This window comes from Streptomyces sp. NPDC101118 (assembly GCF_044759445.1).
Taxonomy (GTDB): Bacteria; Actinomycetota; Actinomycetes; order Streptomycetales; family Streptomycetaceae; genus Streptomyces.
Map to the genome: position 1 here is coordinate 319,024 of NZ_JBIVZG010000001.1, position 23,655 is coordinate 342,678.

19 protein-coding genes are annotated in these 23,655 nt (G+C 71.7%); 11 read left to right on the forward strand and 8 right to left on the reverse strand.

The window, feature by feature from the left end; translation table 11 throughout:
• Window positions 1-144: 144 nt before the first annotated feature.
• Together ACIQUQ_RS01440 and ACIQUQ_RS01445 are read left to right on the forward strand one after the other, a co-directional pair.
• Window positions 145-1,911: a glycosyltransferase family 2 protein gene (locus tag ACIQUQ_RS01440; RefSeq protein WP_403969840.1), complete on the forward strand. Its 1,767-nt coding sequence runs from the start codon at window positions 145-147 to the stop codon at window positions 1,909-1,911.
• Between the two features lie 3 nt (window positions 1,912-1,914).
• Window positions 1,915-3,903, forward strand: a complete 1,989-nt coding sequence (locus ACIQUQ_RS01445) for a galactose oxidase-like domain-containing protein (RefSeq protein ID WP_403969843.1) — start codon at window positions 1,915-1,917, stop codon at window positions 3,901-3,903.
• A gap of 48 nt (window positions 3,904-3,951) precedes the next feature.
• Here the strand turns inward: ACIQUQ_RS01445 and ACIQUQ_RS01450 are convergent, their stop codons facing one another.
• Together ACIQUQ_RS01450 and ACIQUQ_RS01455 are read right to left on the reverse strand one after the other, a co-directional pair.
• Window positions 3,952-4,983 carry a glycoside hydrolase family 6 protein gene (locus ACIQUQ_RS01450; RefSeq protein WP_403969846.1) on the reverse strand — a complete coding sequence of 344 codons (1,032 nt, stop codon included), beginning with the start codon at window positions 4,981-4,983 and terminating at the stop codon, window positions 3,952-3,954.
• 123 nt (window positions 4,984-5,106) lie between these two features.
• Window positions 5,107-6,093 (reverse strand): DUF5937 family protein, encoded by a 987-nt coding sequence (locus ACIQUQ_RS01455; protein WP_403969849.1) that lies wholly within the window; start codon window positions 6,091-6,093, stop codon window positions 5,107-5,109.
• A gap of 99 nt (window positions 6,094-6,192) precedes the next feature.
• Between ACIQUQ_RS01455 and ACIQUQ_RS01460 the strand changes: the two genes are divergently transcribed.
• The 4 genes from ACIQUQ_RS01460 (at window position 6,193) to ACIQUQ_RS01475 (ending at window position 10,153) form a co-directional block, all read left to right on the forward strand.
• A complete protein-coding gene (locus tag ACIQUQ_RS01460) occupies window positions 6,193-7,428 on the forward strand; it encodes an MFS transporter (RefSeq protein WP_403969852.1) in 1,236 nt (411 codons plus the stop codon).
• Window positions 7,429-7,438: 10 nt separating this feature from the next.
• Window positions 7,439-7,948: a MarR family winged helix-turn-helix transcriptional regulator gene (locus ACIQUQ_RS01465; RefSeq protein ID WP_403662102.1), complete on the forward strand. Its 510-nt coding sequence runs from the start codon at window positions 7,439-7,441 to the stop codon at window positions 7,946-7,948.
• Between the two features lie 65 nt (window positions 7,949-8,013).
• Window positions 8,014-8,346 carry a DUF3817 domain-containing protein gene (locus ACIQUQ_RS01470; RefSeq protein ID WP_403662099.1) on the forward strand — a complete coding sequence of 111 codons (333 nt, stop codon included), beginning with the start codon at window positions 8,014-8,016 and terminating at the stop codon, window positions 8,344-8,346.
• A gap of 106 nt (window positions 8,347-8,452) precedes the next feature.
• Complete coding sequence (locus ACIQUQ_RS01475; protein ID WP_403969855.1) at window positions 8,453-10,153, forward strand: methylmalonyl-CoA mutase; 1,701 nt, start codon at window positions 8,453-8,455, stop codon at window positions 10,151-10,153.
• A 33-nt stretch (window positions 10,154-10,186) separates the two neighbouring features.
• On the opposite strand, the gene ACIQUQ_RS01480 is transcribed toward ACIQUQ_RS01475, so the two are convergent.
• On the reverse strand, window positions 10,187-10,870 hold the full coding sequence (locus ACIQUQ_RS01480; RefSeq protein ID WP_403969858.1) for a TetR/AcrR family transcriptional regulator: 684 nt from the start codon (window positions 10,868-10,870) through the stop codon (window positions 10,187-10,189).
• A 220-nt stretch (window positions 10,871-11,090) separates the two neighbouring features.
• On the opposite strand from ACIQUQ_RS01480, the gene ACIQUQ_RS01485 reads away from it, so the two are divergent.
• From ACIQUQ_RS01485 to ACIQUQ_RS01500, 4 genes are all read left to right on the forward strand, one after another.
• Window positions 11,091-12,059, forward strand: coding sequence for a tetratricopeptide repeat protein (locus tag ACIQUQ_RS01485; protein ID WP_403969861.1), 969 nt, complete (start codon window positions 11,091-11,093; stop codon window positions 12,057-12,059).
• A 598-nt stretch (window positions 12,060-12,657) separates the two neighbouring features.
• Entirely contained in the window at window positions 12,658-13,287 is a 630-nt protein-coding gene (locus tag ACIQUQ_RS01490; protein ID WP_403662086.1) for a DUF6230 family protein, read from the forward strand.
• 111 nt (window positions 13,288-13,398) lie between these two features.
• Window positions 13,399-13,998, forward strand: a complete 600-nt coding sequence (locus ACIQUQ_RS01495; protein WP_403969864.1) for a DUF6114 domain-containing protein — start codon at window positions 13,399-13,401, stop codon at window positions 13,996-13,998.
• Complete coding sequence (locus ACIQUQ_RS01500; RefSeq protein ID WP_403969867.1) at window positions 13,988-15,277, forward strand: hypothetical protein; 1,290 nt, start codon at window positions 13,988-13,990, stop codon at window positions 15,275-15,277. Before ACIQUQ_RS01495 ends, ACIQUQ_RS01500 begins: the two co-directional genes overlap by 11 nt.
• Before the next feature lie 121 nt (window positions 15,278-15,398).
• Here the strand turns inward: ACIQUQ_RS01500 and pyk are convergent, their stop codons facing one another.
• The 3 genes from pyk to pta form a co-directional block, all read right to left on the reverse strand.
• Window positions 15,399-16,829 carry a pyruvate kinase gene (gene pyk, locus ACIQUQ_RS01505; protein WP_403969870.1) on the reverse strand — a complete coding sequence of 477 codons (1,431 nt, stop codon included), beginning with the start codon at window positions 16,827-16,829 and terminating at the stop codon, window positions 15,399-15,401.
• Between the two features lie 63 nt (window positions 16,830-16,892).
• Window positions 16,893-18,098, reverse strand: a complete 1,206-nt coding sequence (locus ACIQUQ_RS01510; protein WP_403969873.1) for an acetate kinase — start codon at window positions 18,096-18,098, stop codon at window positions 16,893-16,895.
• A gap of 29 nt (window positions 18,099-18,127) precedes the next feature.
• Complete coding sequence (gene pta / locus ACIQUQ_RS01515; protein WP_403969876.1) at window positions 18,128-20,221, reverse strand: phosphate acetyltransferase; 2,094 nt, start codon at window positions 20,219-20,221, stop codon at window positions 18,128-18,130.
• 293 nt (window positions 20,222-20,514) lie between these two features.
• Between pta and ACIQUQ_RS01520 the strand changes: the two genes are divergently transcribed.
• Window positions 20,515-21,540 carry a 6-phosphofructokinase gene (locus tag ACIQUQ_RS01520; RefSeq protein WP_399948713.1) on the forward strand — a complete coding sequence of 342 codons (1,026 nt, stop codon included), beginning with the start codon at window positions 20,515-20,517 and terminating at the stop codon, window positions 21,538-21,540.
• A gap of 95 nt (window positions 21,541-21,635) precedes the next feature.
• Here the strand turns inward: ACIQUQ_RS01520 and ACIQUQ_RS01525 are convergent, their stop codons facing one another.
• Together ACIQUQ_RS01525 and ACIQUQ_RS01530 are read right to left on the reverse strand one after the other, a co-directional pair.
• Window positions 21,636-22,265, reverse strand: coding sequence for a helix-turn-helix domain-containing protein (locus tag ACIQUQ_RS01525; protein ID WP_403970549.1), 630 nt, complete (start codon window positions 22,263-22,265; stop codon window positions 21,636-21,638).
• 472 nt (window positions 22,266-22,737) lie between these two features.
• The gene (locus ACIQUQ_RS01530; RefSeq protein WP_403969880.1) at window positions 22,738-23,637 is read right to left on the reverse strand and encodes an NAD-dependent epimerase/dehydratase family protein; all 900 of its coding nucleotides are present in this window, start codon (window positions 23,635-23,637) and stop codon (window positions 22,738-22,740) included.
• Window positions 23,638-23,655 lie beyond the last annotated feature (18 nt).

Sequence of the window (23,655 nt, forward strand, 5' to 3'; positions counted from 1 at the left end):
CGCCGCGGGCCGCCCGCCCCCCGAACGGCGGTGCGGACGCAAACGTTCAGGAGAACCCCTCGCACGGCCGAATCCGGTTCGACACGCCCGAGTTTGTCCACTTTTGTTGGATTATCAACCTCGGCTCCAAGCTCTGGAGGCACCGTGCGGCCGGAAGGCATTGACTACGAGGCCCACAGCCGTCTCGCCGGTCCGCTGACGAAGGCGGACCCCAACGCCTACCGCGTGCAGTACCGCTCCCTGCTCTCGAAGGAGCCGCACCGAATACGCGCGGTCGCCCTCATGACGCTCGCGCCGCTGCTCTCCGCCGCGCTGCTGCTCTACCTGGTCTGGCCGACCCACTGGACGGTCCGCGAGGGAGGCGACCGCTGGCTGGTGCGGTTCGACACCGTGATGCTCGTCTCCATCGCGCTGATCATGTTCTTCATGCTGGTCAACGTGGTGTCGATCGCCCACGCCACGATGGTCGCCAGGGACCCGGTGCCGGTGGAGGCCGAGCCCGGCACGCGGGTCGCCTTCCTCACCACGTACGTCCCCGGCAAGGAACCGCTCACCATGGTGCGCGCCACCCTCGAAGGCGCCGTCCGGGTCCGCCACGACGGCCCGCTGGACGTCTGGCTCCTCGACGAGGGCGACGACCCCGAGGCCAAGGCCCTCTGCGCCGAACTGGGCGTGCGGCATTTCACCCGCAAAGACGTACCCGAGTGGAACCGCAGGAAGGGCCCCCACCGGGCGAAGACCAAGCACGGCAACTACAACGCCTGGCTGGCGATGCACGGGGACGACTACGACTACTTCGCCTCCGTCGACACCGACCACGTGCCGCTGCCGAACTTCCTGGAGCGGATGCTCGGCTACTTCCGCGACCCGGACGTCGCCTTCGTCGTCGGCCCCCAGGTGTACGGGAACTACACCGAGCACGTCACCAAGGCCGCCGAGTCCCAGCAGTACCTCTTCCACGCCCTGATCCAGCGGGCCGGCAACCGGTACGGCGCCCCGATGTTCGTCGGCACCAACAACGCGGTGCGGGTGAGCGCGCTCAAGAGCGTCGGCGGCCTCTACGACTCCATCACCGAGGACATGGCCACCGGCTTCGAACTGCACCGCAGGAAGAACCCGCGCACCGGCCGGTTCTGGCGCTCCGTCTACACCCCCGACGTGCTCGCGGTCGGCGAGGGCCCCGCCTCCTGGACGGACTTCTTCACCCAGCAGCTCCGCTGGTCCAGGGGGACCTACGAGACCCTCTTCAGGCAGTACTGGAAGGCGCTGTTCCGGGTGCCGCCCGGCCGGCTCCTCAACTACACGCTGATGCTCGTCTACTACCCGATGACCGCGGTCAACTGGCTGCTGGGCGTGCTGAGCTGCGTTCTCTTCCTCTGGCTCGGCGCCTCCGGCACCCAGGTCTCGTCCTCGGTGTGGCTGATGCTCTACAGCGACGCCGCCGCCCTCCAGATCGGCCTCTACCTCTGGAACCGGCGCCACAACGTCTCGCCCCACGAGCCCGAGGGCTCCGGCGGCCTGGCGGGCATGGCGATGTCCGCGATCTGCGCGCCGGTCTACCTCAGGTCGCTCGGCTCGGCCCTGATCCGCACCAGGGGCCGCTTCGTCGTCACCCCGAAGGGCGGCACCGCCTCGCCCGACCGGCTGCTGACCTTCCGCATCCACCTCTTCTGGGTGGCGGTCCTCGCCGCCTCCCTCGTCGCCTCGGTCCGGTACGGCCACACGCACGCGGCCATGCGGACCTGGGCCGTCCTCGCCCTGCTCATCGCCCTCTCACCGGTCGTGGTGTGGACCGTGACCCTGTTCCGCGACCGCGGGACCAGGACCGCGACCGCCCCCGTCGCCGCTCCCGGCGGCGGACCGGGCGACGAGCCGGAGCCCGCGCTCGCCACGACCACAGGAGGGAACTGAGCCATGGCCTACCGGCCGTCGAAGAAGTTCAAGAAGACCGTCCTCGGAGTGGGCGCGGTGGTCCTGCTGGCCGGGCTCAACGCACCCGCGGCCTTCTCCTTCGCCGAGGACAGGTACCACGCGTACAAGATCGCCCAGCCCGGCTACAAGGCGCAGTACGGCTCCTGGGGCCTGGTCGCCCTGCCCGAGGACCAGCGCATCAACGCCATGCACGCGGCGCTGCTGCACACCGGCAAGGTGCTGCTCATCGCCGGCTCCGGCAACGACCAGAAGAAGTTCGACAAGGGGACCTTCGACACCGTCCTGTGGGACCCCGCGAAGAACACCTTCAAGCGGATCCCCACCCCCGAGGACTTCTTCTGCGCCGGGCACAGCCAGCTCCCCGACGGCCGGCTGCTGGTGGCCGGCGGCACCGCCCGCTACGAGGTCCTCGACGGCAAGGTCACCCGGGCCGGCGGCGGCATGCGGGTCAAGAACGAGAGCCCCGACAAGACCGTCACGCTCAGGAAGGGCACCCGCTTCCGCTCGCCGTCCGGGGTCGAGTACGTGTCGAAGTTCGACGTCACCGTGCCCAAGGCCAAGCGCGAGTTCCTCATCTCGTACGCCAAGAGCGGCCGGATGCTGCCCTGGAAGACGAAGGTGACGGCGGCCGAGGCGCGGGTCTTCGTCGAGGCGGTCCAGGAGGGCCCCCAGGGACTGACCACCGAGGCCGCCCAGTACGAGGTCATCGGCCTCAAGGGCAAGGACGCCGACAACGTCTACGGCCTCGCCGAACGCCTGAGCACCGCGAAGCAGGACTTCCAGGGCATCAAGGCCGCCTACGAGTTCGACCCGAAGGCGGAGAAGTACGTCCCGGTCGCCCCCATGAAGGACGCCCGCTGGTACCCGACCCTGGTCACCCTCCAGGACGGCCGGGTGCTCGCCGTCTCGGGGCTCAACGACGTCGGCGACGTCGTGCCCGGCGACAACGAGATCTACGACCCGCGGACCAAGAAGTGGACCAAGGGGCCGTTCCGCTACTTCCCGACCTACCCCGCGCTGTTCCTCACCCAGGGCGGCAAGCTGCTCTACACCGGCTCCAACGCGGGCTACGGACCGGCCGAGAAGGGCCGCGCACCGGGCCTGTGGGACCCGCGCACCAACACCTTCGAGCCGGTCAAGGGCCTGACGGACCCGGACCAGCTGGAGACCTCCGCCTCCCTGCTGCTGCCCCCGGCACAGGACCAGAAGGTGATGGTGCTCGGCGGCGGCGGCGTCGGCGAGTCCCCCAAGTCCACCGCCCGCACGGCCATCGTCGACCTGAAGACCGCCACCCCCGCCTGGCGCGACGGACCCCGGCTCCCGCAGGGCACCCGCTACCTCAGCAGCGTGATCCTGCCCGACGACTCGGTGTTCACCACCGGCGGTGCCCGCGACTACCGGGGCCGCGGCGCCAGCGACATCCACAAGGCGCAGTTCTACTGGCCGCGCGACGGCAGGTTCACCGCGGCCGCCGACCCGGCCGTCGGCCGCAACTACCACTCCGAGGCCCTGCTGCTGCCCGACGGGCGCGTCGCCACCTTCGGCTCCGACCCGCTCTTCGCGGACAAGGACAACACCAAGCTCGGCAGGTTCGAGCACCGGCTGGAGGTCTACTCGCCGCCCTACCTGCACCGGAACCCCGCCCTCCGGCCGGCCCTCGGCGCGGGACCGGACGAGGTCGACCAGAACGGCCGGGCCACCTTCCGGGCCGAGGACACCGACCGGATCGTGCGGGCCCGGCTGATGCGGCCCAGCGCCGTCACGCACACCACCGACGTGGAGCAGCGGTCCATCGCGCTGGGGCTCAGCAAGACGGCGGACTCGGTGACCGTGGACGTGCCGTCCGACCCCACGCTCGTACCGCCCGGCTGGTACATGCTGTTCGTCACGGACGCGGACGGGACCCCGTCCGAGGCCAAGTGGATCCAGGTGCGGGCGCCGAAGAAGCCGGCCGCGGAGGACGAGGACTGACGGGTCGAGTGCACGCACCCGGCCGCGGGTCCGGCGCTCGGGCCGTGCCTACTGCCGGGCCCGTCTGGCCAGCCCGAGGGCGTAGTCGGGCCACCAGCGGCCGGCCTGCGGGCCGCCGCGGCAGGTGCCGTCCGACTCGCCGGGGCGCTTGATCCACAGGTACGCGTCCAGGAGCGCGTCGCCCGTCCGGTCGGTGGGCGGCGCGCCGAGCGCCCGCCCCGGCGGGTTGCACCAGGCCTGGTCCCGGTTGCCCGGGAGCGGGCCGTCGCCGTTCCTGCTGGTGTCGATGACGAAGTGCTTGCCGCCCGTGCCCCGCGAGATGCGTTCCCCGTACGCGCGTCCGGCCGCGTCCGGCTGGAAGTTGGAGACGTTGAGCGAGAAGCCGTCGGCCCGGTCGATGCCCGCCCGCTTCAGCGGCTCGACGAGCTTCTCCGGGTCCGGGATCCACGCCGGGTTCCCGGCGTCCAGGTAGACCCGGGTGTTGGGCTGGGCCTTGAGCCGGCCGATGGCCTCCGAGAGGAGCCGGTAGCGCTCGTCGTGGTGCTCGGCGGGCGTGCAGCCGTCGACGATGTGGGGGACCGCGTCGGGTTCGAGCACCACGATGGCCCGGGCGTCGCCGATGGCGTCCGCGAAGGCGCCGATCCAGCGGCGGTAGGCGTCCGCGTTCCAGGCGCCGCCCGCCGAGTGCTGGCCGCAGTCGCGGTGCGGGATGTTGTACGCGACGAGGACCAGGGTGCGGCCCTCCGCGGCCGCCCCGGCGCGCGCCCGCCGGATCTCCGGCCCGGGGTCGTCGCCCGGGCCCCACAGGGCCATCGGCCGCTCGGAGATGCGGCGCAGCACCTCCGCGTCGCCCTTCCGGCCCTGCTGCTCCCACCGGGCGACCTGGCGGGCGGCGTCGCTCTGCGGGTCCACCCAGAAGGGCGACCCGGTGGAGGGGCCGCCGGTGGCGGCCGGCGGGGCGGGCGTCCGGCCGGTGGCGGTGTCCGAGGGCCCGGACCCGGGGGAGCAGGCGGCGGTGAGGGCGAGCAGCAGCGCCAGGCCGCTCGCGGGCCGCCGGGCGGTTCGTCTGTGGCCGGACATCCAGGCCCCTCGGCAGGGTGGGGGTACAGGGGACCGGGTCATCGTGACATAACGGACACGTGGGGTGGACGGTACGACACCGGGGCCCTTCGGGGGCTTCTGGCGGGGGGCGCGCGGTCCCGGCTAGGGGGTGGCGCCCGTGGCCAGCGCGATGCCGAGCGGCGTGCGCTCGTACAGCACCCGGTGGCCGTGCCGGTGCGACAGCAGCAGTCCGGCGTCGCGGAGCGCCGACAGGTGCGCGGAGACGGTGGAGGGCGCCATGCCGAGCCGCTGCGCGAGCGCGGTGGTCGCCTCCGGTGCCTCCAGCGCGCAGAGCACGTCCGCCCGGCCCCTGCCGAGCAGCCGGGCGAGGGCCTCGGGGGTGCGGGTGCCCGCCTCGGTCCACAGCGCGCCGATGCCGCGGGCGGGATAGACGAGCGTGGGCTGCCAGGGCGGGTCGAAGCCGGAGACCACGTCGGGCCAGCCGAAGGCGCTGGGCATCAGGACCAGTCCCTGGCCGCCGAGTTCGCGTACGTGGGTGCCGGGGCGGTCGATGGTGAGGGTGCCGTCGTGCCAGGTGAGGGACGGGTGGAGGCCGTTGAAGAGGGCCTCGAGGCCGCCCTCGGCCAGCCGGCGCGAGTGGAAGACCAGGTCCGCTTCCAGCAGGGCGCGCAGGCGGGGCCAGTGCGGCTCGACCAGGGTGCGCCAGGCGGCCTCGGTGAGATCCGCGAGGTCGCGTACGGCGCGGGCCGGGTCGGCCAGCATGGCCCGGCCCAGCCGGCTCTCGTGCGCGCCGGGCGTGCAGACCAGGGAGCGGGCGATGTCCTCGCGGGCCGCGTCGGGGTCGGCGGCGCGGATGGCGGCGATCTCCTCGTCGAAGGAGGCCGCGGGGCCGATCGGAGGCGGGCCGAGGAAATCGGGGGTGTGGCCGCGGAGGGGCATCAGCAGCCAGAGGGGGCGCAGGTCGAGGGAGGCCGCGGAGGCGCGGATCGCCCGGAGCCAGGGCAGGTGGTAGCCGTGGCGGCCGGGCCGCTGGAGCGTGCGCACCGCCTCCTGCGTCTCCCAGCGGGGCGACACCGCGAAGCGGCACCGCAGCAGGTCGCCGTCGCCGAAGCGGAGCCGGAAGGGCACGGGGATCCCCTTCTGTTCGGGCGCGCGGGCGGGAGGGCGGGAGATTCGGAGTGGGGCGAATCTATACCCCTTGCCCGGCGGGGGCCGAAGGGTGGGCGCATGAGTGTTGCCAGTCAGGCCGGCCGGGCGGGGTACGGCGTCGCGTTCCGGGTGCCGGAGTTCCGGGCCGTGTTCGCCGCGCACCTGCTGTCCGTGCTCGGGCTCGTCGTCGCCGAGATCTCCCTCACCGTCCTCGTCTTCCGGCTCACCGGGTCGCCGCTCATGAGCGCGCTGACCTTCGCCCTCGGGTTCCTGCCCCACGTGCTCGGCGGGACCCTGCTGGCGGGCGTCGCGGACCGCGTCCCCGCCCGCCGGGTGCTCGTCGTCTGCGACCTGGTGTGCGCCGCCTGCGCCGCCGCCATGGTGCTGCCCGGCACCCCCGTGGCCGCCCTGCTCGTGCTGCGGTGCGCCATGGCCTTCGTCGCGCCCCTCTTCCAGGGCACCCGCAACGCCTCCCTCGCCGACGTCCTCGGCCAGGGGCAGGCGTACGTACTCGGCCGCTCCCTGCTCCGCATGGTCGCCCAGTCCGCCCAGCTCGCCGGCTTCGGCATCGGCGGCGTGCTGCTCACCGTCCTCGCCCCGCGCGCCGCGCTCGGCGTCACCGCCGGCACCTTCCTCGCCTCCGCCGCCCTGCTCCGCTTCGGCACCCGCCGCCGCCCGGCCCGGGCCGTCGGGGACCGGCGCTCCCCGCTGGCCGGGGCGCGGGCCGTGCTCGGCGACCGCCGGATGCGCGCGCTCACCCTGATGTTCTGGGTGCCCGCCGTCTTCACCATCGCCCCCGAGGCGCTGATGGCCCCGTACGCCACGGGCATCGGCTCCGGCACCGTCGCCCTGGGCCTGCTGATGTGCGCCCTGCCCGTCGGCACCATCGCCGGCGAGCTGTGGGCCGGCTCCGCCCTCGGTGCGGCCGCCCGCTCCCGGATCGTCCGCCCGCTGGCGGCCGTGAGCCTGCTGCCGCTGCTGGTGTACGCGGTCCGGCCGGGGGTCGTGCCGCTGCTGGCCGCACTGCTGCTCGCCGGACTGGCCCACGCGTACACCCTGGGCCTCGACCAGTGGTACGTCGACGCCGTTCCCGAGGAGCTGCGGGGCCGGGCGATGACCCTGCTCAGCACCGGCCTGATGACCCTCCAGGGCGTCGGCATGGCGCTGGCCGGCCTGGCCGCCGAGTTCTTCGCCGTGCACACCGTGGTCACCGGGGCGGCACTGCTCGGCACCGCGTGCGTGCTGCTGCTCCTGCGCGAGCTGCGCGCGACCGAGGAGCGAGACGGGGCTGACCAGCATATGACCGGCCGGTAAGGTCGGGTGCGTGCCCAAGCCGCTGAGCCTTCCCTTCGACCCGATCGCCCGTGCCGACGAACTCTGGCAGCGACGCTGGGGCGCCGCGCCCTCGATGGCCGCGATCACCTCGATCATGCGCGCCCACCAGATCCTGCTCGGTGAGGTGGACGCGGTCGTCAAGCCGTACGGGCTGACCTTCGCGCGCTACGAGGCCCTGGTCCTGCTCACCTTCTCCAAGGAGGGCGAGCTGCCGATGTCGAAGATCGGCGAGCGGCTGATGGTGCACCCCACCTCGGTGACGAACACGGTGGACCGCCTGGTCAGGTCCGGCCTGGTGGCCAAGCGCCCGAACCCGAACGACGGCCGCGGCACCCTCGCCTCCATCACGGACAAGGGCCGCGAGGTCGTCGAGGCCGCCACCCGCGACCTGATGGCGATGGACTTCGGCCTCGGGGTCTACGACGCGGAGGAGTGCGCGGAGATCTTCGCCATGCTCCGCCCGCTGCGGGTGGCCGCGGCCGACTTCGACGAGAAGTAGCGGGCGCCCCGCCCCCCCCGGGGGGCGGTCAAGATCTGTTAAAACGGGCGGTTACGCTCGTGGGCATGAAGAAGAGCGTGCTGACCAGGTACCGGGTGATGGCCTTCGCCACCGCCGTCATGCTGCTCGTGCTCTGCACGTGCATGATTTTCAAGTACGGCTTCGACAAGGGCGCCGACCTGACCTTCGTGGTCTCCCAGGTCCACGGCGTCCTCTTCATGATCTACCTGGTCTTCGCCTTCGACCTCAGCTCCAAGGCCAAGTGGCCCTTCGGCAAGATGCTCTGGGTGATGGTCTCCGGCACCATCCCGCTCGCCGCCTTCTTCGTGGAGCGCAAGGTCCGCGAAGAGGTCGAGCCGCTGGTCGTCGACGGCCGCCCGGCGCCCGTCAAGGCCTGACGCCGGGGCGCGGAACCCCGCGCCGACCCAATCGTGACCTGCCCCCGGGTGACTCCCGGGGGTTTGCCATCGACATTTACTAGGACGTCCTAGTAAATTCGAAGGCATGGACGCTGACGCCATCGAGCAGGGCCGCCTCCGCTGGCAGGCCCGTTACGACAAGGCCCGCAAGCGGGACGCCGACTTCACCACCCTCTCCGGCGACTCCGTCGAGCCCGTGTACGGGCCGCGGCCCGGCGACACGTACGAGGGTTTCGACCGCATCGGCTGGCCGGGGGAGTACCCCTTCACCCGCGGCCTGCACCCCACCGGCTACCGCGGCCGCACCTGGACCATCCGCCAGTTCGCCGGCTTCGGCAACGCGGAGCAGACCAACGAGCGCTACAAGATGATCCTGGCCGCCGGCGGCGGCGGCCTCTCGGTCGCCTTCGACATGCCCACCCTCATGGGCCGTGACTCGGACGACCCGCGCTCCCTCGGCGAGGTCGGCCACTGCGGCGTGGCCATCGACTCCGCCGCCGACATGGAGGTCCTCTTCCGGGACATCCCGCTCGGCGACGTGACCACCTCGATGACCATCTCCGGGCCCGCCGTGCCCGCCTTCTGCATGTACCTGGTCGCCGCCGAGCGCCAGGGCGTCGACCCGGCCGTGCTCAACGGCACGCTCCAGACCGACATCTTCAAGGAGTACATCGCGCAGAAGGAGTGGCTCTTCGAGCCCGAGCCCCACCTGCGCCTCATCGGCGACCTGATGGAGTACTGCGCCCAGGGCATCCCGGCGTACAAGCCCCTCTCGGTCTCCGGCTACCACATCCGCGAGGCCGGGGCCACGGCCGCGCAGGAGCTCGCGTACACCCTCGCCGACGGCTTCGGCTACGTGGAGCTGGGCCTGTCCCGCGGGCTCGACGTGGACGTCTTCGCCCCGGGCCTGTCCTTCTTCTTCGACGCGCACCTCGACTTCTTCGAGGAGATCGCCAAGTTCCGTGCGGCCCGCCGGATCTGGGCCCGCTGGATGAAGGAGGTCTACGGCGCCAAGACCGACAAGGCGATGTGGCTGCGCTTCCACACCCAGACCGCCGGCGTCTCGCTGACGGCCCAGCAGCCGTACAACAACGTGGTGCGCACCGCGGTCGAGGCACTCTCCGCGATCCTCGGCGGCACCAACTCCCTGCACACCAACGCCCTCGACGAGACCCTCGCGCTCCCCAGCGAGCAGGCCGCCGAGATCGCCCTGCGCACCCAGCAGGTGCTGATGGAGGAGACCGGCGTCGCCAACGTGGCCGACCCGCTGGGCGGTTCCTGGTACGTCGAGCAGCTCACCGACCGCATCGAGGCCGACGCCGAGAAGATCTTCGACCAGATCAGGGAGCGCGGCCTGCGCGCCCACCCGGACGGCAAGCACCCCATCGGTCCGATCACCTCCGGCATCCTGCGCGGCATCGAGGACGGCTGGTTCACCGGCGAGATCGCCGAGTCGGCCTTCCGCTACCAGCAGTCGCTGGAGAAGGGCGACAAGCGGGTCGTCGGCGTCAACTGCCACCACGGATCGGTCACCGGCGACCTGGAGATCCTGCGCGTCAGCCACGAGGTCGAGTGGGAGCAGGTGCGCCTGCTCGGCGACCGCAAGGAGCGCCGGGACGACGCGAAGGTGAAGGCCTCCCTGGACGCCATGCTGGCGGCGGCCCGGGACGGCTCGAACATGATCCCCGCGATGCTCGACGCCGTGCGCGCCGAGGCCACGCTCGGGGAGATCTGCAACGTGCTGCGCGACGAGTGGGGCACGTACACCGAACCCGCGGGCTTCTGAGCCGGTCCGCGTGTGCGCCGGGAGGGCGCGGTCCTACTGGGCCGCGCCCTTCAGGCCGTGCATGAGGAGGGCGGTGAAGGTGGCCACCCACAGCTCGTCGACGGGCTCGGCGCTGACCAGCGCGCGGTGGACCACGGTCCCCGCGATCACGTCGAAGATCAGGTCGGTGGTGTGGCCGGCGAGCGCCTCGTCCTCCTCGCGGGGGAGTTCGCCGCGGGCCTGGGCGCGTTCGCGTCCGAGGACCACCAGGTGCTTCTGGCGCTCGACGATGGCGGACCGGATCCGGTCGCGCAGGGCGGGGTCCCGGGTGGACTCGGCGACCACGGCCATCAGCGCGGTCTTGGCCTCGGGGCGGTGCAGCAGGGCGGCGAACTGGAGCACCACGTACTCGATGTCCGCCTCCAGCGAGCCCCGGTCCGGCAGCTCCAGCGCGTCGAAGAGCTCGGCGACGGCGTCGACGACCAGCTCGTTCTTGCCCGCCCAGCGGCGGTAGAGGGTGGTCTTGGCGACCCCGGCGCGGGCCGAGACGTCGCCCATCGTCAGCTTGGACCAGCCCAGTTCCACCAGCGCGTCCCGGGTGGCGGCGAGGATCGCCGCGTCGGCCGCCGCGTTGCGGGGCCGGCCCGTGCGGCCGGACGGCTGCGGCCTGCCGGCGTCGCCGGAACCGCTGCCGCGGCCGGAGTCGCCGGAGTTGCCGAGGGAACAGCTGATGCGCATCCCGTGACCATACCCGCCAGTAGGGAAAGCGCCGTGACCCAGATCACGGGGCGCGAAGGGCTCGGTTTAGTTACGCTACGACTCGTAGCGTAAGAGCGACAGCCACTGGCGCCGGGTGGGGACCCGTGCGCCGCAGCTTTTCATCATCACGCGTTCCGTCGAGGAGCGTGTTTTCAGCCGGTCTTTTCGCGGCCGCGCGCGCAGGGGGGAGGATGTACGCATGCAGCCCAGAAACATGTCCATGAGCGGCGTGGTCGACCTCGCCGCTGTGAAGGCGGCCGGTGAGGCCAAGGCCAAGGCCGAGCAGGCCCGCGCGGAATCCGCCCGGCAGGGCGGCGCCGCGGCCGTACCGCCCTCCGCGCTGGTCATCGACGTCGACGAGGCCGGCTTCGAGCGTGACGTGCTCCAGCGGTCCACCGAGGTCCCGGTCGTCATCGACTTCTGGGCCGAGTGGTGCGAGCCCTGCAAGCAGCTCGGCCCCCTGCTGGAGCGGCTGGCCGTCGAGGCCAACGGCCGCTTCGTCCTGGCCAAGGTCGACGTCGACGCCAACCAGATGCTGATGCAGCAGTTCGGCATCCAGGGCATCCCGGCCGTCTTCGCCGTCGTCGCCGGACAGGCCCTGCCGCTGTTCCAGGGCGCGGCGCCCGAGCAGCAGATCCGCGAGACGCTGGCCCAGCTGATCCAGGTGGCCGAGGAGCGCTTCGGGCTCACCGGCATCGCCGTCGACGCCGACGCCGTACCGGGCCGGGAGCCCGCCGAGGCGCCCGTCGGTCCGTACGACGCCCTGCTGGAGGCGGCCGTCTCGGCGCTGGACGCCGGTGATCTGGGCGGCGCCGTGCAGGCGTACAAGAACGTGCTCGCGGAGGACCCGGGGCACCCCGAGGCGAAGCTGGGCCTGGCCCAGGCCGAACTCCTCGCGCGCGTCCAGCACATGGACCCGCAGCAGGTCCGCAGGGACGCCGCGGAGCGGCCCGCCGACCCGGCGGCCCAGATCGCCGCGGCCGACCTGGACCTGGTCGGCGGTCACGTCGAGGACGCCTTCGGCCGGCTCGTCGACACGGTCCGGCAGACCGCGGGCGACGACCGCGAGGCGGCGCGCCTGCGCCTGCTGGAGCTGTTCGAGGTCATCGGCTCGGACGACCCCCGCGTGACGCGGGCTCGCACCGCGCTCGCGCGCGTGCTCTTCTGAGGTCCGCCCGGGAGGTGCGGAGGGTTCCGCTTCCTCCCCGCCGGACCCCGGTGATTTGTTGACACAGAGATAAACAGCGGCCGCGCTTTGCCAAAACTTGGTAATCGCGGCCGCTGTTACTCGCAGTAAATCGAACCCCCGGATCTGCCCGGTTTGTTGTTCGATCTCCCCTTCTGTCGTGGCCCCCGGCGACACCCTGTGTGCCCGCCCGACGCCGCCGTGTCGTACCACGGTTATCGGGCCGTTACTAGCCAGTAACGAACCCCCTTGTGCCCCGGCTCCGAATGCACCACGATCGGCCACGCTCGGTCCATCCCGCAGCCCCCGCACACCCGGGGCCGTGGACATGGGTCCCCACCGAGTGAGCCGGCGGCTTGCCCCGGCTGTCTGGACAGGGGGGTCTCCGCCGACCGGCGGGGCCTGTCCTCGGCCGCGCGACTGCGCGGCCAGTGGTTGTCGCTCGGGGGTGATCGCCGGTGTTTCGGACGCGTTTCCGCGTTCCGGTCGCCTGCGCTCCTCCGAGGACGTAGCACTTCTCCCATCCCAGGACGGGCTCGACCCGGACCGGAGATGTACGTCCGAGAAGGAGGAACGAGAAATGAATTCCCAGGTTCGTGGTGGGACCAGATGGAAGCGCTTCGCGCTCGTCATGGTGCCGAGCATCGCGGCCACCGCTGCTGTCGGTGTGGGTCTCGCGCAGGGCGCGCTCGCCGCGTCGTTCAGCGTGTCCGGTCAGGACTTCAAGGTCTCTGCGGACAAGCTCGAGGGCGATGACCTGATCCAGTACGGCGGTGTCGCCGAGGGTCACGACCTCAAGGGCAACCCCCAGCACCACCCGGTGACCATCTCTGGCTTCAAGAAGGCCGAGATCACCAACATGTGCCAGTCGCTGGTCACCCCGGTGCCCGGCCTCGGCAACATCACCCTGCAGCTCCGCACGGGTCACAAGGGTGAGCCGGCCGTCGCGAGCAACATCTACCTCGACGTCGCCGAGCTCGACGCGGACGCGTACTTCGAGCAGCTCGACATCGGTGTCGCGGTGGGCGACTCCAGCCACACCACGAAGCCGCAGCCGGGTACGGTCGCGAGCCCGTACGCGTTCTCGCAGCGCGCCAAGAAGGCCGTGCTGAAGAACGTCGAGCAGAAGGCGTGGGCGACCACGGCGGGGACGTTCAGCCTCCCCGACCTGAACCTGCGTCTGCTCTCGGGCGACAAGCCCTGCTACTAGGCCTGACCGCCTAGCGGCCTGATCCGGCCGGGCGGGAGGCGCCTGCCGTCCCCCGCCCGGCCGGGCATCACGTAGTTCTCCGTACCACCGTTTCCAGGGAGCTGTTGTCCAATGAACGCCGAGGCCCCGGTTTCCCACAAGGACGAACACTGGCTCGCGACCGGTCGGCGCGTGTTCCGCGACTGGCGCGGCAGCCGTCCCTTCTGGGCCGGACTGTTCACCCTGTTCGGCGGCGTGCCGATCGCCTACTTCCCCTACGCCGACATGCGGTTGGGCAACGTCACCATCGCGATGGCCACGACGGCGGGCGCGGGCTCGCTGATCATCGGCGTCCTGCTGATCACGCTGGGCTTCTGCCTGTGGTTCCAGCAGAGCATGCGGGTCTTCGCCGGCATCGCCTCGATCCTGCTGGCGCTGGTCTCGCTCCCGGTGTCGAACCTGGGCGGCTTCTTCATGGGCTTCCTCTGCTCGCTGCTCGGCGGCGCCCTCGCGCTGTCCTGGGCCCCGGGCGTCCCCAAGGACGAGGCCGAGGACGCCGACGAGGCCGCGGCCGAGGCCGGTGCGCACGAGCTGGAGTACGTCCCCGGACCCCGCACGGAAACGGACCCGCAGGAGCTCCCCTACGAGCACGCCGAGAGCGTCTCGTTCGAGAAGCCCGACGCGACCGAGACGACTGCCCACGCCAATGGCGGGAGGAACAGTGCGGGGTGACGAGACGCAGCGGGCCGTGGCCCCAGGCGCAGAGTCCCGTGAGAGGAAGGGCCCGCGCCACGCGGCGCCCCGTAAGTCGCTGCTGACCAAGCTGCAGATACCCGTCGGCAAGACCATGGCCCTGGCCGCCATGCCGACCGCCGTCTTCGTCGGCATGGGCATGGCCCCGAAGCTCGCCCTGGCCGACGACAAGGAAATACCCTTCGCGCCCGGCCCGTGCGTCACCCGCTCCGACGAGCCCCCGGAGTCGGAGTCGCCGAAGGCCGAGGCGACGAAGAAGGCCGAGCGGAAGAAGAAGACCGCGGAGCCCTCCGCGTCCCCGACCGCCACGCCCCGCGCGACGACGCAGCCGTCGCCCTCCCAGTCCCCCTCGGCCAGGTCCTCCGCGACGAGCGAGCCGAAGACCGCGGAGACCACCGGGGCGACCGACACCGAGCGCACCACGGGAGACGCGGGCGCCGGCCTGCTCGACCCGCTGGGTGTCGGCGACAAGCTCCAGAACCTCGTCGAGGACCTCGGCAGCCTGGGCAAGTCGGCCACCCCGACCCCGACTGCGACCTCCACCACGACGGCGAAGACGAGCACCGCGAGCACCGCGGGCACGGGTTCGTCGACGGAGTCCGCGATTCGCGAGGCGGCCAGGAAGTCCGGCGCCACGGTCGAGGACCTCTCGGACGAGGTCAGGAAGACCGCGGTCGAGCCCAAGGACGAGACCGGCAAGAAGAAAAAGAAGAAGTCGGTCCTCGGCGCGGACACCAAGGACGACGACGAGGGCAAGGACGAGGACGGCAAGGAGCGCTTCCCCTGCCCGACTCCCGACCCGAAGGCCCTCGCCGCGGCGGAGCTGGAGACCGGTGTCCCGCTGCTGCCGGACGAGCCCTGGTACCTCGACAGCTCGCTGCTGACCCTGAACGGCCTGGACTACCACGGCATCGTCGAGGTGAAGACGGCCGGCGGCAAGATCAAGAAGGTCCTCAAGTTCACCGCGTCCTCGGTGGACATCAAGGACCTGTACCAGCGGGTCGGCAAGCCGCCCCGGAAGGTCGCCCACCTGAAGGCCCGCAGCGGTTCGACCTCCACCATCCGCGGCGGCACGGTGACGATGTACACCGAGGAGCTGAAGGGGAACCTCTTCGGCCTCATCCCGGTCACCTTCAGCCCGGAGACCCCGCCGCCGCTGAACGTCCCCTTCGCGTTCTTCACCAACGCCAAGGTCGTCCAGGCCGGCCAGCTCGGCGGCAACCTCACGGTGCCCGGCCTGCACAACTGGATCGAGTAGGTCAGGCCCTCGCACGGCCCGGCCGGCACACGCCGAGGGCGGCACCCCCTGAGGGGGTGCCGCCCTCGGTCGTCCGTGCGGCGGGGTTCCCCCCGGACGGAGCCCGGGGGAGGGGCGGGGATCAGCCGTTGGCTGCGCCGCCCAGGTGGTGGACGCGGACCATGTTGGTGGTGCCGGGGACGCCGGGGGGCGAGCCGGCGGTGATGATCATGGTGTCGCCGGCGTTGAAGCGCTTGAGCTTCAGCATCTCGGCGTCCACCAGGTCCACCATGGCGTCGGTGTTGTCCACGTGCGGGACGACGAACGTCTCGACGCCCCAGGTCAGGGTGAGCTGGTTGGCGGTGTGGGTGTCGGTGGTGAAGGCCAGGATCGGCTGGGTCGTGCGGTAGCGCGCGAGCCGGCGGGCGGTGTCACCGGACTGCGTGAAGGCCACCAGCGCCTTGCCGCCGAGGAAGTCGGCGATCTCGCAGGCCGCGCGGGCGACGGAGCCGCCCTGCGTACGCGGCTTCTTGCCCGGGACCAGCGGCTGCAGCCCCTTGGAGAGCAGCTCCTCCTCGGCCGCCGTGACGATCTTCGACATCGTCTTGACGGTCTCGATCGGGTAGGCGCCCACCGAGGACTCGGCGGACAGCATGACCGCGTCCGCGCCGTCCAGGATCGCGTTGGCCACGTCGGAGGCCTCGGCGCGGGTCGGGCGGGAGTTGGTGATCATCGACTCCATCATCTGGGTCGCGACGATCACCGGCTTGGCGTTGCGGCGGCACATCTCGATGAGGCGCTTCTGCACCATCGGGACGCGCTCCAGCGGGTACTCCACGGCGAGGTCGCCGCGGGCCACCATGACCGCGTCGAAGGCCAGGACCACGGCCTCCATGTTCTCGACGGCCTGCGGCTTCTCCACCTTGGCGATGACGGGGACCCGGCGGCCCACCTCGTCCATCACCTTGTGGACGTCCTTGACGTCGTTGGCGTCGCGGACGAAGGACAGCGCGACCATGTCGCAGCCCATGCGGAGCGCGAAGCGGAGGTCCTCGACGTCCTTCTCGGACAGGGCGGGGACGTTCACCGCGGCACCGGGCAGGTTGATGCCCTTGTGGTCCGAGATGACGCCGCCCTCGATGACGATGGTCTTGACCCGGGGGCCCTCGACCGCCGTCACCTGGAGCTCGACGTTGCCGTCGTTGATCAGGACCTGGTCGCCCTTGGAGACGTCCCCGGGCAGGCCCTTGTAGGTGGTGCCGCAGATGGACTTGTCGCCGGGGACGTCCTCGGTGGTGATGGTGAACTCGTCACCGCGCACCAGCTCGACGGGACCCTCGGCGAAGGTCTCCAGACGGATCTTGGGGCCCTGGAGGTCGGCGAGGACGCCGATGGCCCGGCCGGTCTCTTCCGCGGCCTGCCGGACGCGGTCGTACCGCTCCTGGTGCTCTGCCTGGGAACCGTGGCTGAAGTTGAATCGGGCCACGTTCATACCGGCCTCGATGAGAGCTTTCAGCTGCTCGAGCGAGTCGACGGCGGGGCCCAGCGTGCAGACGATTTTGGAACGGCGCATGGAGCGGATCCTATCCGGTTTGTTTCGTAGCGGAATATTCCGTCTGGTGGAAAGTCCAAGTGACTAATGGGTAACCAGCTCGTAGGCCTGGGTGGCGATCTCCAGCTCCTCGTCCGTGGGCACCACCGCGACCGCCACCCGCGCGTACTCCGGGGAGATCAGCCGCGGCTCGTCCGCCCGTACGGAGTTCAGCCCGGCGTCCACCGCCAGTCCCAGCTCCTCCAGGCCGCTGACCGCAGCTTCCCGTACGGCGGCCGCGTTCTCGCCGACCCCCGCCGTGAAGGCCACCGCGTCCACCCGCCCGAGCACCGCCGCGTACGCGCCGATGTACTTCTTCAGCCGGTGGACGTACGTCTCGAACGCCGTCCGCGCCGCCCGGTCGCCCTCGCCCGCGCGCCGCAGGATCTCCCGCATGTCGTTGTCGCCGCACAGCCCCAGCAGGCCGCTCCGCTTGTTCAGCAGGTCGTCGATCTCGTCCACCGACAGCCCGCCCACCCGTGCCAGGTGGAAGATCACGGCCGGGTCCAGGTCGCCGGAGCGGGTGCCCATGACCAGGCCCTCCAGCGGGGTCAGCCCCATCGAGGTGTCCACGCAGACGCCGGCGCGCACCGCCGAGGCCGAGGCGCCGTTGCCCAGGTGCAGGACGATCACGTTGACCTCGCCCGGGGCCTTGCCCAGCAGGGCCGCCGTGGCTCGCGAGACGTAGGCGTGGGAGGTGCCGTGGAAGCCGTACCGGCGGATCGAGAGCCGGTCGGCGACCTCGGTGTCGATCGCGTACCGGGCCGCGTACTCGGGCATCGTCGCGTGGAAGGCGGTGTCGAAGACCGCCACCTGCGGGATGTCGGGGCGCAGCGAGCGCGCCACTTCGATGCCCGTGACGTTGGCCGGGTTGTGCAGCGGCGCCAGCGGCACCAGCTTCCTGACCTCGGCCAGCACCTCGTCGTCGATCACCGTCGGCCGGGTGAACCGGGTGCCGCCGTGCACCACGCGGTGGCCCACCGCGGCCAGCTCGGGGGAGTCGAGGCCGAGTCCGTCGGCGGCCAGCTCGGCCGCCACCGCCTTGAGCGCGGCTCCGTGGTCCGCGATCGGCCCGGTCTGCTCCCGCTTGGCGCCGCCGCCGGTCAGCGGGGTGTGGACGAGCCGGGAGGTCTCCTCGCCGATGCGCTCGACCAGGCCGACGGCCAGCCGGGTGCGGTCGGCCATGTCCAGCAGCTGGTACTTGACCGAGGAGGAGCCGGAGTTGAGGACGAGTACGCGCGATGCGGTCACAGGTGCGGAGCTTTCTGGGTGAGGGGAGGTCATACGGCCGGGTGCGCGGGGGCGTTGCCGCCCTGTGCCTGGATCGCGGTGATCGCCACGGTGGTGACGATGTCCTGGACCAGGGCGCCCCGGGAGAGGTCGTTGACGGGCTTGCGCAGACCCTGGAGCACCGGGCCGACCGCGACGGCGCCGGCCGAACGCTGCACGGCCTTGTACGTGTTGTTGCCGGTGTTGAGGTCCGGGAAGATCAGCACGGTGGCGCGGCCGGCCACGTCGGACTCCGGCAGCTTGGTCGCGGCGACCGAGGGCTCGACGGCCGCGTCGTACTGGATCGGACCCTCGATCAGCAGGTCGGGCCGCTGTGCGCGGACGAGCTCGGTGGCCTTGCGGACCTTGTCCACGTCCGCCCCGGTGCCCGAGGTGCCGGTGGAGTACGAGAGCATCGCGATCCGCGGCTCGACGCCGAACGCGGCGGCGGTGGCGGCCGACTGGACCGCGATGTCGGCCAGCTGCTCGGCGTCGGGGTCCGGGTTGACCGCGCAGTCGCCGTACACGAGCACCTTGTCGGCCAGGCACATGAAGAAGACGGAGGAGACGATCGAGGCTTCCGGCTTGGTCTTGATGATCTCGAAGGCCGGGCGGATGGTCGCGGCCGTGGAGTGCACCGAGCCGGACACCATGCCGTCGGCCAGGCCCTCCTGGACCATCAGCGTGCCGAAGTAGTTGACGTCGGTCACCACGTCGTTGGCCAGCTCGACCGTCATGCCCTTGTGGGCACGGGCCTTGGCGTAGAACTCGGCGAAACGTTCCCGCAGGGGAGAGGTCAGCGGGTCGATCAGCTGCGCGGCCGAGATGTCGATGCCGAGGTCGCCGGCCTTCTTGAGGATGGCCTTCTCGTCGCCCAGCAGCGTCAGGTCACAGACCCCCCGGCGCAGCACAACGTCGGCGGCGCGCAGCACCCGGTCCTCGGTGCCCTCCGGCAGCACCACGCGGCGGCGCTCGGAGCGGGCCCGCTCCAGCAGCTGGTGCTCGAACATCATCGGGGTGACGCGGGTCGAGCGGGCCACGGAGATCCGGTCGCGCAGCTCGGCGGTGTCGACGTGGCGCTCGAAGAGGCCGAGGGCGGTCTCCAGCTTGCGCGGGGTCGCGGAGTTCAGCCGGCTCTGGAGCGCGAAGAGTTCGCCCGCGGTGGGGAAGCTGTTGCCCGCGACCGAGACCACGGGGGTGCCGGGGGCCAGCTTCGAGGCCAGGGTCAGCACGTGCTGGGCCGGCCGCTCGTTGAGGGTGAGCAGCACGCCCGCGATCGGCGGGGTGCCCGAGGTGTGCGCGGCCAGCGCGCCGACGACCAGGTCCGAGCGGTCCCCGGGGGTGACCACCAGGCAGCCGGGGGTCAGGGCGTTGAGGAAGTTCGGCAGGTGCGCGCCGCCGAACACGAAGTCCAGGGCGTCCCGGGCCAGTCCGGCCTCGTCGCCCAGCAGCACCTCGCCGTCCAGGGCGCGGCGGATCTGGTCGACGGTGGGGGCGGAGAGCGACTTGTCGTCCGGCAGCACGTAGCAGGGCACGGGGAGCCGGGCGGCGAGCCGCTCGGCTATGACATCGCGGTCGCCCGGGGCCACCCGGTTGACCACCATCGCCACCACCTGGCAGCCCAGGCTCTCGTACGCGCGGTGGGCGTTGCGGGCCTCCTCGCGCACCGACTCCGCGGTCTGGGTGGTGCCGCCGACCACCGGGACGACGACCGCGCCCAGCTCGTTGGCCAGCCGGGCGTTGAGGGCCAGTTCGTCCGGGAGGCTGGTGTCGGCGAAGTCGGTGCCGAGCACGAGCATCACGTCGTAGTCGCGGGAGATCCGGTGGAAGCGGTCGACCAGCCGCGAGACCAGCTCGTCGGTGCCCTTCTCGGCGAGGATCGCGGTCGCCTCGTGGTACTCCATGCCGTGCACGGTCGCCGGGTCCTGCTCCAGCCGGTAGCGCGCCTTCAGCAGGTCGAACAGCCGGTCGGGTCCGTCGTGCAGCAGCGGGCGGAAGACCCCCACGCGGCCCGTCTGGCGGGCCAGCAGCTCCATGATTCCCAGCTCGACGACCTGCCGGCCGTCTCCGCGGTCGATGCCGGTCACGTACACGCTGCGGGTCACGCGTGCTCTCCATCCCTGTTCGCTGTCCGGTCCGGCAGCGGCTTTACGAGTTGAATTTCCCAGTTAGTGTGGGCTTGCCCCCTTGACAATACCCCTCGCCATGGTGCAGGCGCCCCCGGAAGAAGGCCCTCCGGATGCGCGGAACGCCCCGGGCTGAAAGGCCCCGGACGAGGGCCGGAAGTCCCTTCGGGCGGAGCAGTACGGAGCGCGCCCCTTCCGGGGTGCGTGGAACAATCGGACAGTCCGACCCGTACTACCGCACTTGTACGACGAGAAGCAGGAGACAGAGCACGATGCGTATCGGAGTCCTCACCGCAGGCGGAGACTGCCCCGGCCTGAACGCCGTCATCCGGTCCGTCGTGCACCGTGCGCTGGTCGGTCACGGCGACGAGGTCATCGGCTTCGAGGACGGTTTCAAGGGCCTCCTCGACGGCCACTACCGCCCACTCGACCTCAACGCGGTCAGCGGCATCCTGGCCCGTGGCGGCACCATCCTCGGCTCGGCCCGCATGGAGCGCGCCCGCCTGAGCGAAGCCGCCGAGAACTGCGCGGAGTTGCGCACGCGCTACGGCCTCGACGTGCTCATCCCGATCGGCGGCGAGGGCACGCTGACCGCCTCCCGGATCCTCTCCGACGCCGGCATGCCCGTGGTCGGCGTTCCGAAGACCATCGACAACGACATCTCCGCCACCGACCGCACCTTCGGCTTCGACACGGCCGTCACCGTGGCCACCGAGGCCATAGACCGCCTCAAGACCACCGCCGAGTCCCACCAGCGCGTCATGGTCGTCGAGGTCATGGGCCGGCACGCCGGCTGGATCGCCCTGGAGTCCGGCATGGCCGGCGGCGCCCACGGCATCTGCCTGCCCGAACGCCCCTTCCAGGTGGACGACCTGGTCAAGATGGTCGAGGAGCGCTTCGACCGCGGCAAGAAGTTCGCCGTCGTGTGCGTCGCCGAGGGCGCCCACCCGGCCGAGGGCTCCATGCCGTACGAGAAGGGCGAGATCGACCAGTACGGCCACGAGCGGTTCGCCGGCATCGGCAACCGCCTCGCCGTCGAGCTGGAGCGCCGCCTCGGCAAGGAGGCCCGCCCCGTCATCCTCGGCCACGTCCAGCGCGGTGGCGTCCCCACTGCCTACGACCGCGTCCTCGCGACGCGCTTCGGCTGGCACGCGGTCGAGGCCGCCCACCGCGGCGACTTCGGCAACATGACCGCCCTGCGCGGCACCGACATCGTCATGGCCCCGCTGGCCTCCGCGGTCACCGAGCTCAAGCGGGTGCCCGAGGCCCGCATGTTCGAGGCCGAGTCGGTCTTCTGACCCGGCGGGCCGGGACCTCCGGCCCCACTTCCGCGCCGAACGGCCCCGGTCCGCTCCGTCCGGGAGCGCGCCGGGGCCGTTCGTGCGGGACCGCCTCAGGAGGGCTGTGCACCGCCCGCCAGCTCCCAGAACCGCTCGACGATCTGCGCCAGGAACTCGCGGCCCGCGTCGCCGCTGCCGGCCTGGCCACCGCCGCCGCCCCAGCTCAGGGTGGCGACCATCTTCGACTGGTACTCGTCGTAGAGCTGCTCCACGATCCCCTCCAGCTGCTGCCGGGGGACCGGGATCAGCTTGACCAGCGGCTTGACGTAGGCCTGCCAGCGCGTGGTGACCGCGTTCCGCAGCACCTCCGCCAGCTCCTCCTCCTTGCCGAGGGCGGTCACCAGGTCCGGCAGGCTCAGGGAGAGGGCGTAGGAGAGGGCCGCGGTCTGCCGCTCGTTCCCCTTCCACCGTCCCGAGTCCTCCATCTTCTGGTACGAGGACGCGTCGATGCCCAGCCGCCTGGCCAGCTCCTCGACGGCCATGCCCTTGGCGATGCGGTGCTCGCGCAGGGTGCGGGGCCGGGCCAGCAGTTCGCCGGGCGAACACCACAGCACGCCGGCGAGCGCGGTGACCTCGGCGGAGGTGGGCGGGATCTCCCCGCGCTCCCACGCCATCACCGTCTCGGGGGTGACGAGCAGTCCGTACTGCGCGTGGAGGCCGTACGCGACGTGGCCGGGCGCCATGCCCAGGGCCGCCCGCAGGCGGCGGGCGGCGAGGGCGTCAAAGGGTGGGCTCTGGTGCACGAGGCACACGCTAGAAGTGGCGGAGTTGTGATGACTACGGGCTGTTCCCCCAAGGTCACAACTCGTATGAACGTACGAGGAAGCCCGGCGCTTTCGCCCGTTTCCCCCGCGACTGTCCGGTAACCATGCTGGGTGAAGATCCACTATGGAGGTGGACTTCCGGCCTCCGCCACCCGTACGACACGGTAACTTCCCAGCGCACGTCCACGAAATCCTCGCGTCCGAGGTCCGCGTAGTGCGTGCTCGGCGTGTCCGTGTACCGGCGCCCCCCGGCGGCCGTCCGCGTGTGTTCGGTGTCGTTGTCGGAGACGTTCCGGTACCGGACCTCTCCGCCGGCCGGCCGAACCGGAAGGCCCTGCCGTACGTGGTTCCCGGAGCGGGGCCTCCGCGTACGGGGGTCGTGGAGGCCCCGTCAGCGCGTCAGGCTCTCCGCCACCGCGGCGGTCAGCCAGTCCCCGGTGTGCGAGAACCGGAAGCCCAGGCCCTCCGCCCGCGCGTTGGACATGCCGTACGCCCGAGCGAAGGAGAACGGCGAGGCCGGCTCGCCCGCCGCCACCGGCCGGTAGACCGGCTCGGGCCCGCCCGTGACCGCCCGGACCGCCGCCACCACGTCGGCCGTGTCCAGCGGGCCGTGCGCGTGCGCGTTCACCGGCCCGGTGAACTCCGCCCCCGCCACCCAGGCCAGGAAGTCCGCGATCTCCTCGACGTGGATGTACGTCGACGGGTGGCCCGGCACGTCGACCGCGATCGGCTCGCCCGCCCGCAGCCGGTCCGCGTAGTGCTCCAGCCGCCCGGTGAAGTCGTCCGCGCCGCCCAGCACGTGCGCCACGCGGACCGTGACGTACGGGAACGCCGGCGCCGCCGCGAACACCGCCTCGGCCTGCCGCTTGCCCTCGCCGTAGTGCTCGTCCAGGAAGACCGGGTCGCCCCACGGCAGCTCCGGCCGGACCGTCACCGCCGACAGGTCGATCGCGTCCTCCGGCACCCCGCCGGGCGCGTCCTCGTGCTCGTACACCTCGATCGTCGAGGTCATCACGTACCGCGCGGTGCGGCCCTCGAAGACCCGGCGGGCGATCGCGGCCTGCACCGGCGTGTAGCAGACCTGGTCCACCACCACGTCGAAGTGCCGGTCCCCGACCGCCGCCCGCAGCGCGGCCTCGTCGTTCCGGTCCGCCACCAGCAGCTCCACCCCCTCGGGCGCCGGCGCCGAGCCCCGGTTGACCACCGTCACCTCGTCGCCCCGCTCCAGCAGCCGCCGGATCAGCCGCTTGCCGAAGTACCGGCTGCCCCCGATGACACACACCCTGCTCACGCGTCCCCCGCTCCTCGA

Coding starts and splice junctions, on each gene's coding strand:
- ACIQUQ_RS01445 (WP_403969843.1), top strand. CDS start 1,915: ATGGCCTACCGGCCGTCGAAGAAGTTCAAGAAGACCGTCCTCGGAGTG.
- ACIQUQ_RS01450 (WP_403969846.1), bottom strand. CDS start 4,983: ATGTCCGGCCACAGACGAACCGCCCGGCGGCCCGCGAGCGGCCTGGCG.
- ACIQUQ_RS01460 (WP_403969852.1), top strand. CDS start 6,193: ATGAGTGTTGCCAGTCAGGCCGGCCGGGCGGGGTACGGCGTCGCGTTC.
- ACIQUQ_RS01470 (WP_403662099.1), top strand. CDS start 8,014: ATGAAGAAGAGCGTGCTGACCAGGTACCGGGTGATGGCCTTCGCCACC.
- ACIQUQ_RS01475 (WP_403969855.1), top strand. CDS start 8,453: ATGGACGCTGACGCCATCGAGCAGGGCCGCCTCCGCTGGCAGGCCCGT.
- ACIQUQ_RS01480 (WP_403969858.1), bottom strand. CDS start 10,870: ATGCGCATCAGCTGTTCCCTCGGCAACTCCGGCGACTCCGGCCGCGGC.
- ACIQUQ_RS01485 (WP_403969861.1), top strand. CDS start 11,091: ATGCAGCCCAGAAACATGTCCATGAGCGGCGTGGTCGACCTCGCCGCT.
- ACIQUQ_RS01490 (WP_403662086.1), top strand. CDS start 12,658: ATGAATTCCCAGGTTCGTGGTGGGACCAGATGGAAGCGCTTCGCGCTC.
- ACIQUQ_RS01495 (WP_403969864.1), top strand. CDS start 13,399: ATGAACGCCGAGGCCCCGGTTTCCCACAAGGACGAACACTGGCTCGCG.
- pyk (WP_403969870.1), bottom strand. CDS start 16,829: ATGCGCCGTTCCAAAATCGTCTGCACGCTGGGCCCCGCCGTCGACTCG.
- ACIQUQ_RS01520 (WP_399948713.1), top strand. CDS start 20,515: ATGCGTATCGGAGTCCTCACCGCAGGCGGAGACTGCCCCGGCCTGAAC.
- ACIQUQ_RS01525 (WP_403970549.1), bottom strand. CDS start 22,265: ATGGCGCCCGGCCACGTCGCGTACGGCCTCCACGCGCAGTACGGACTG.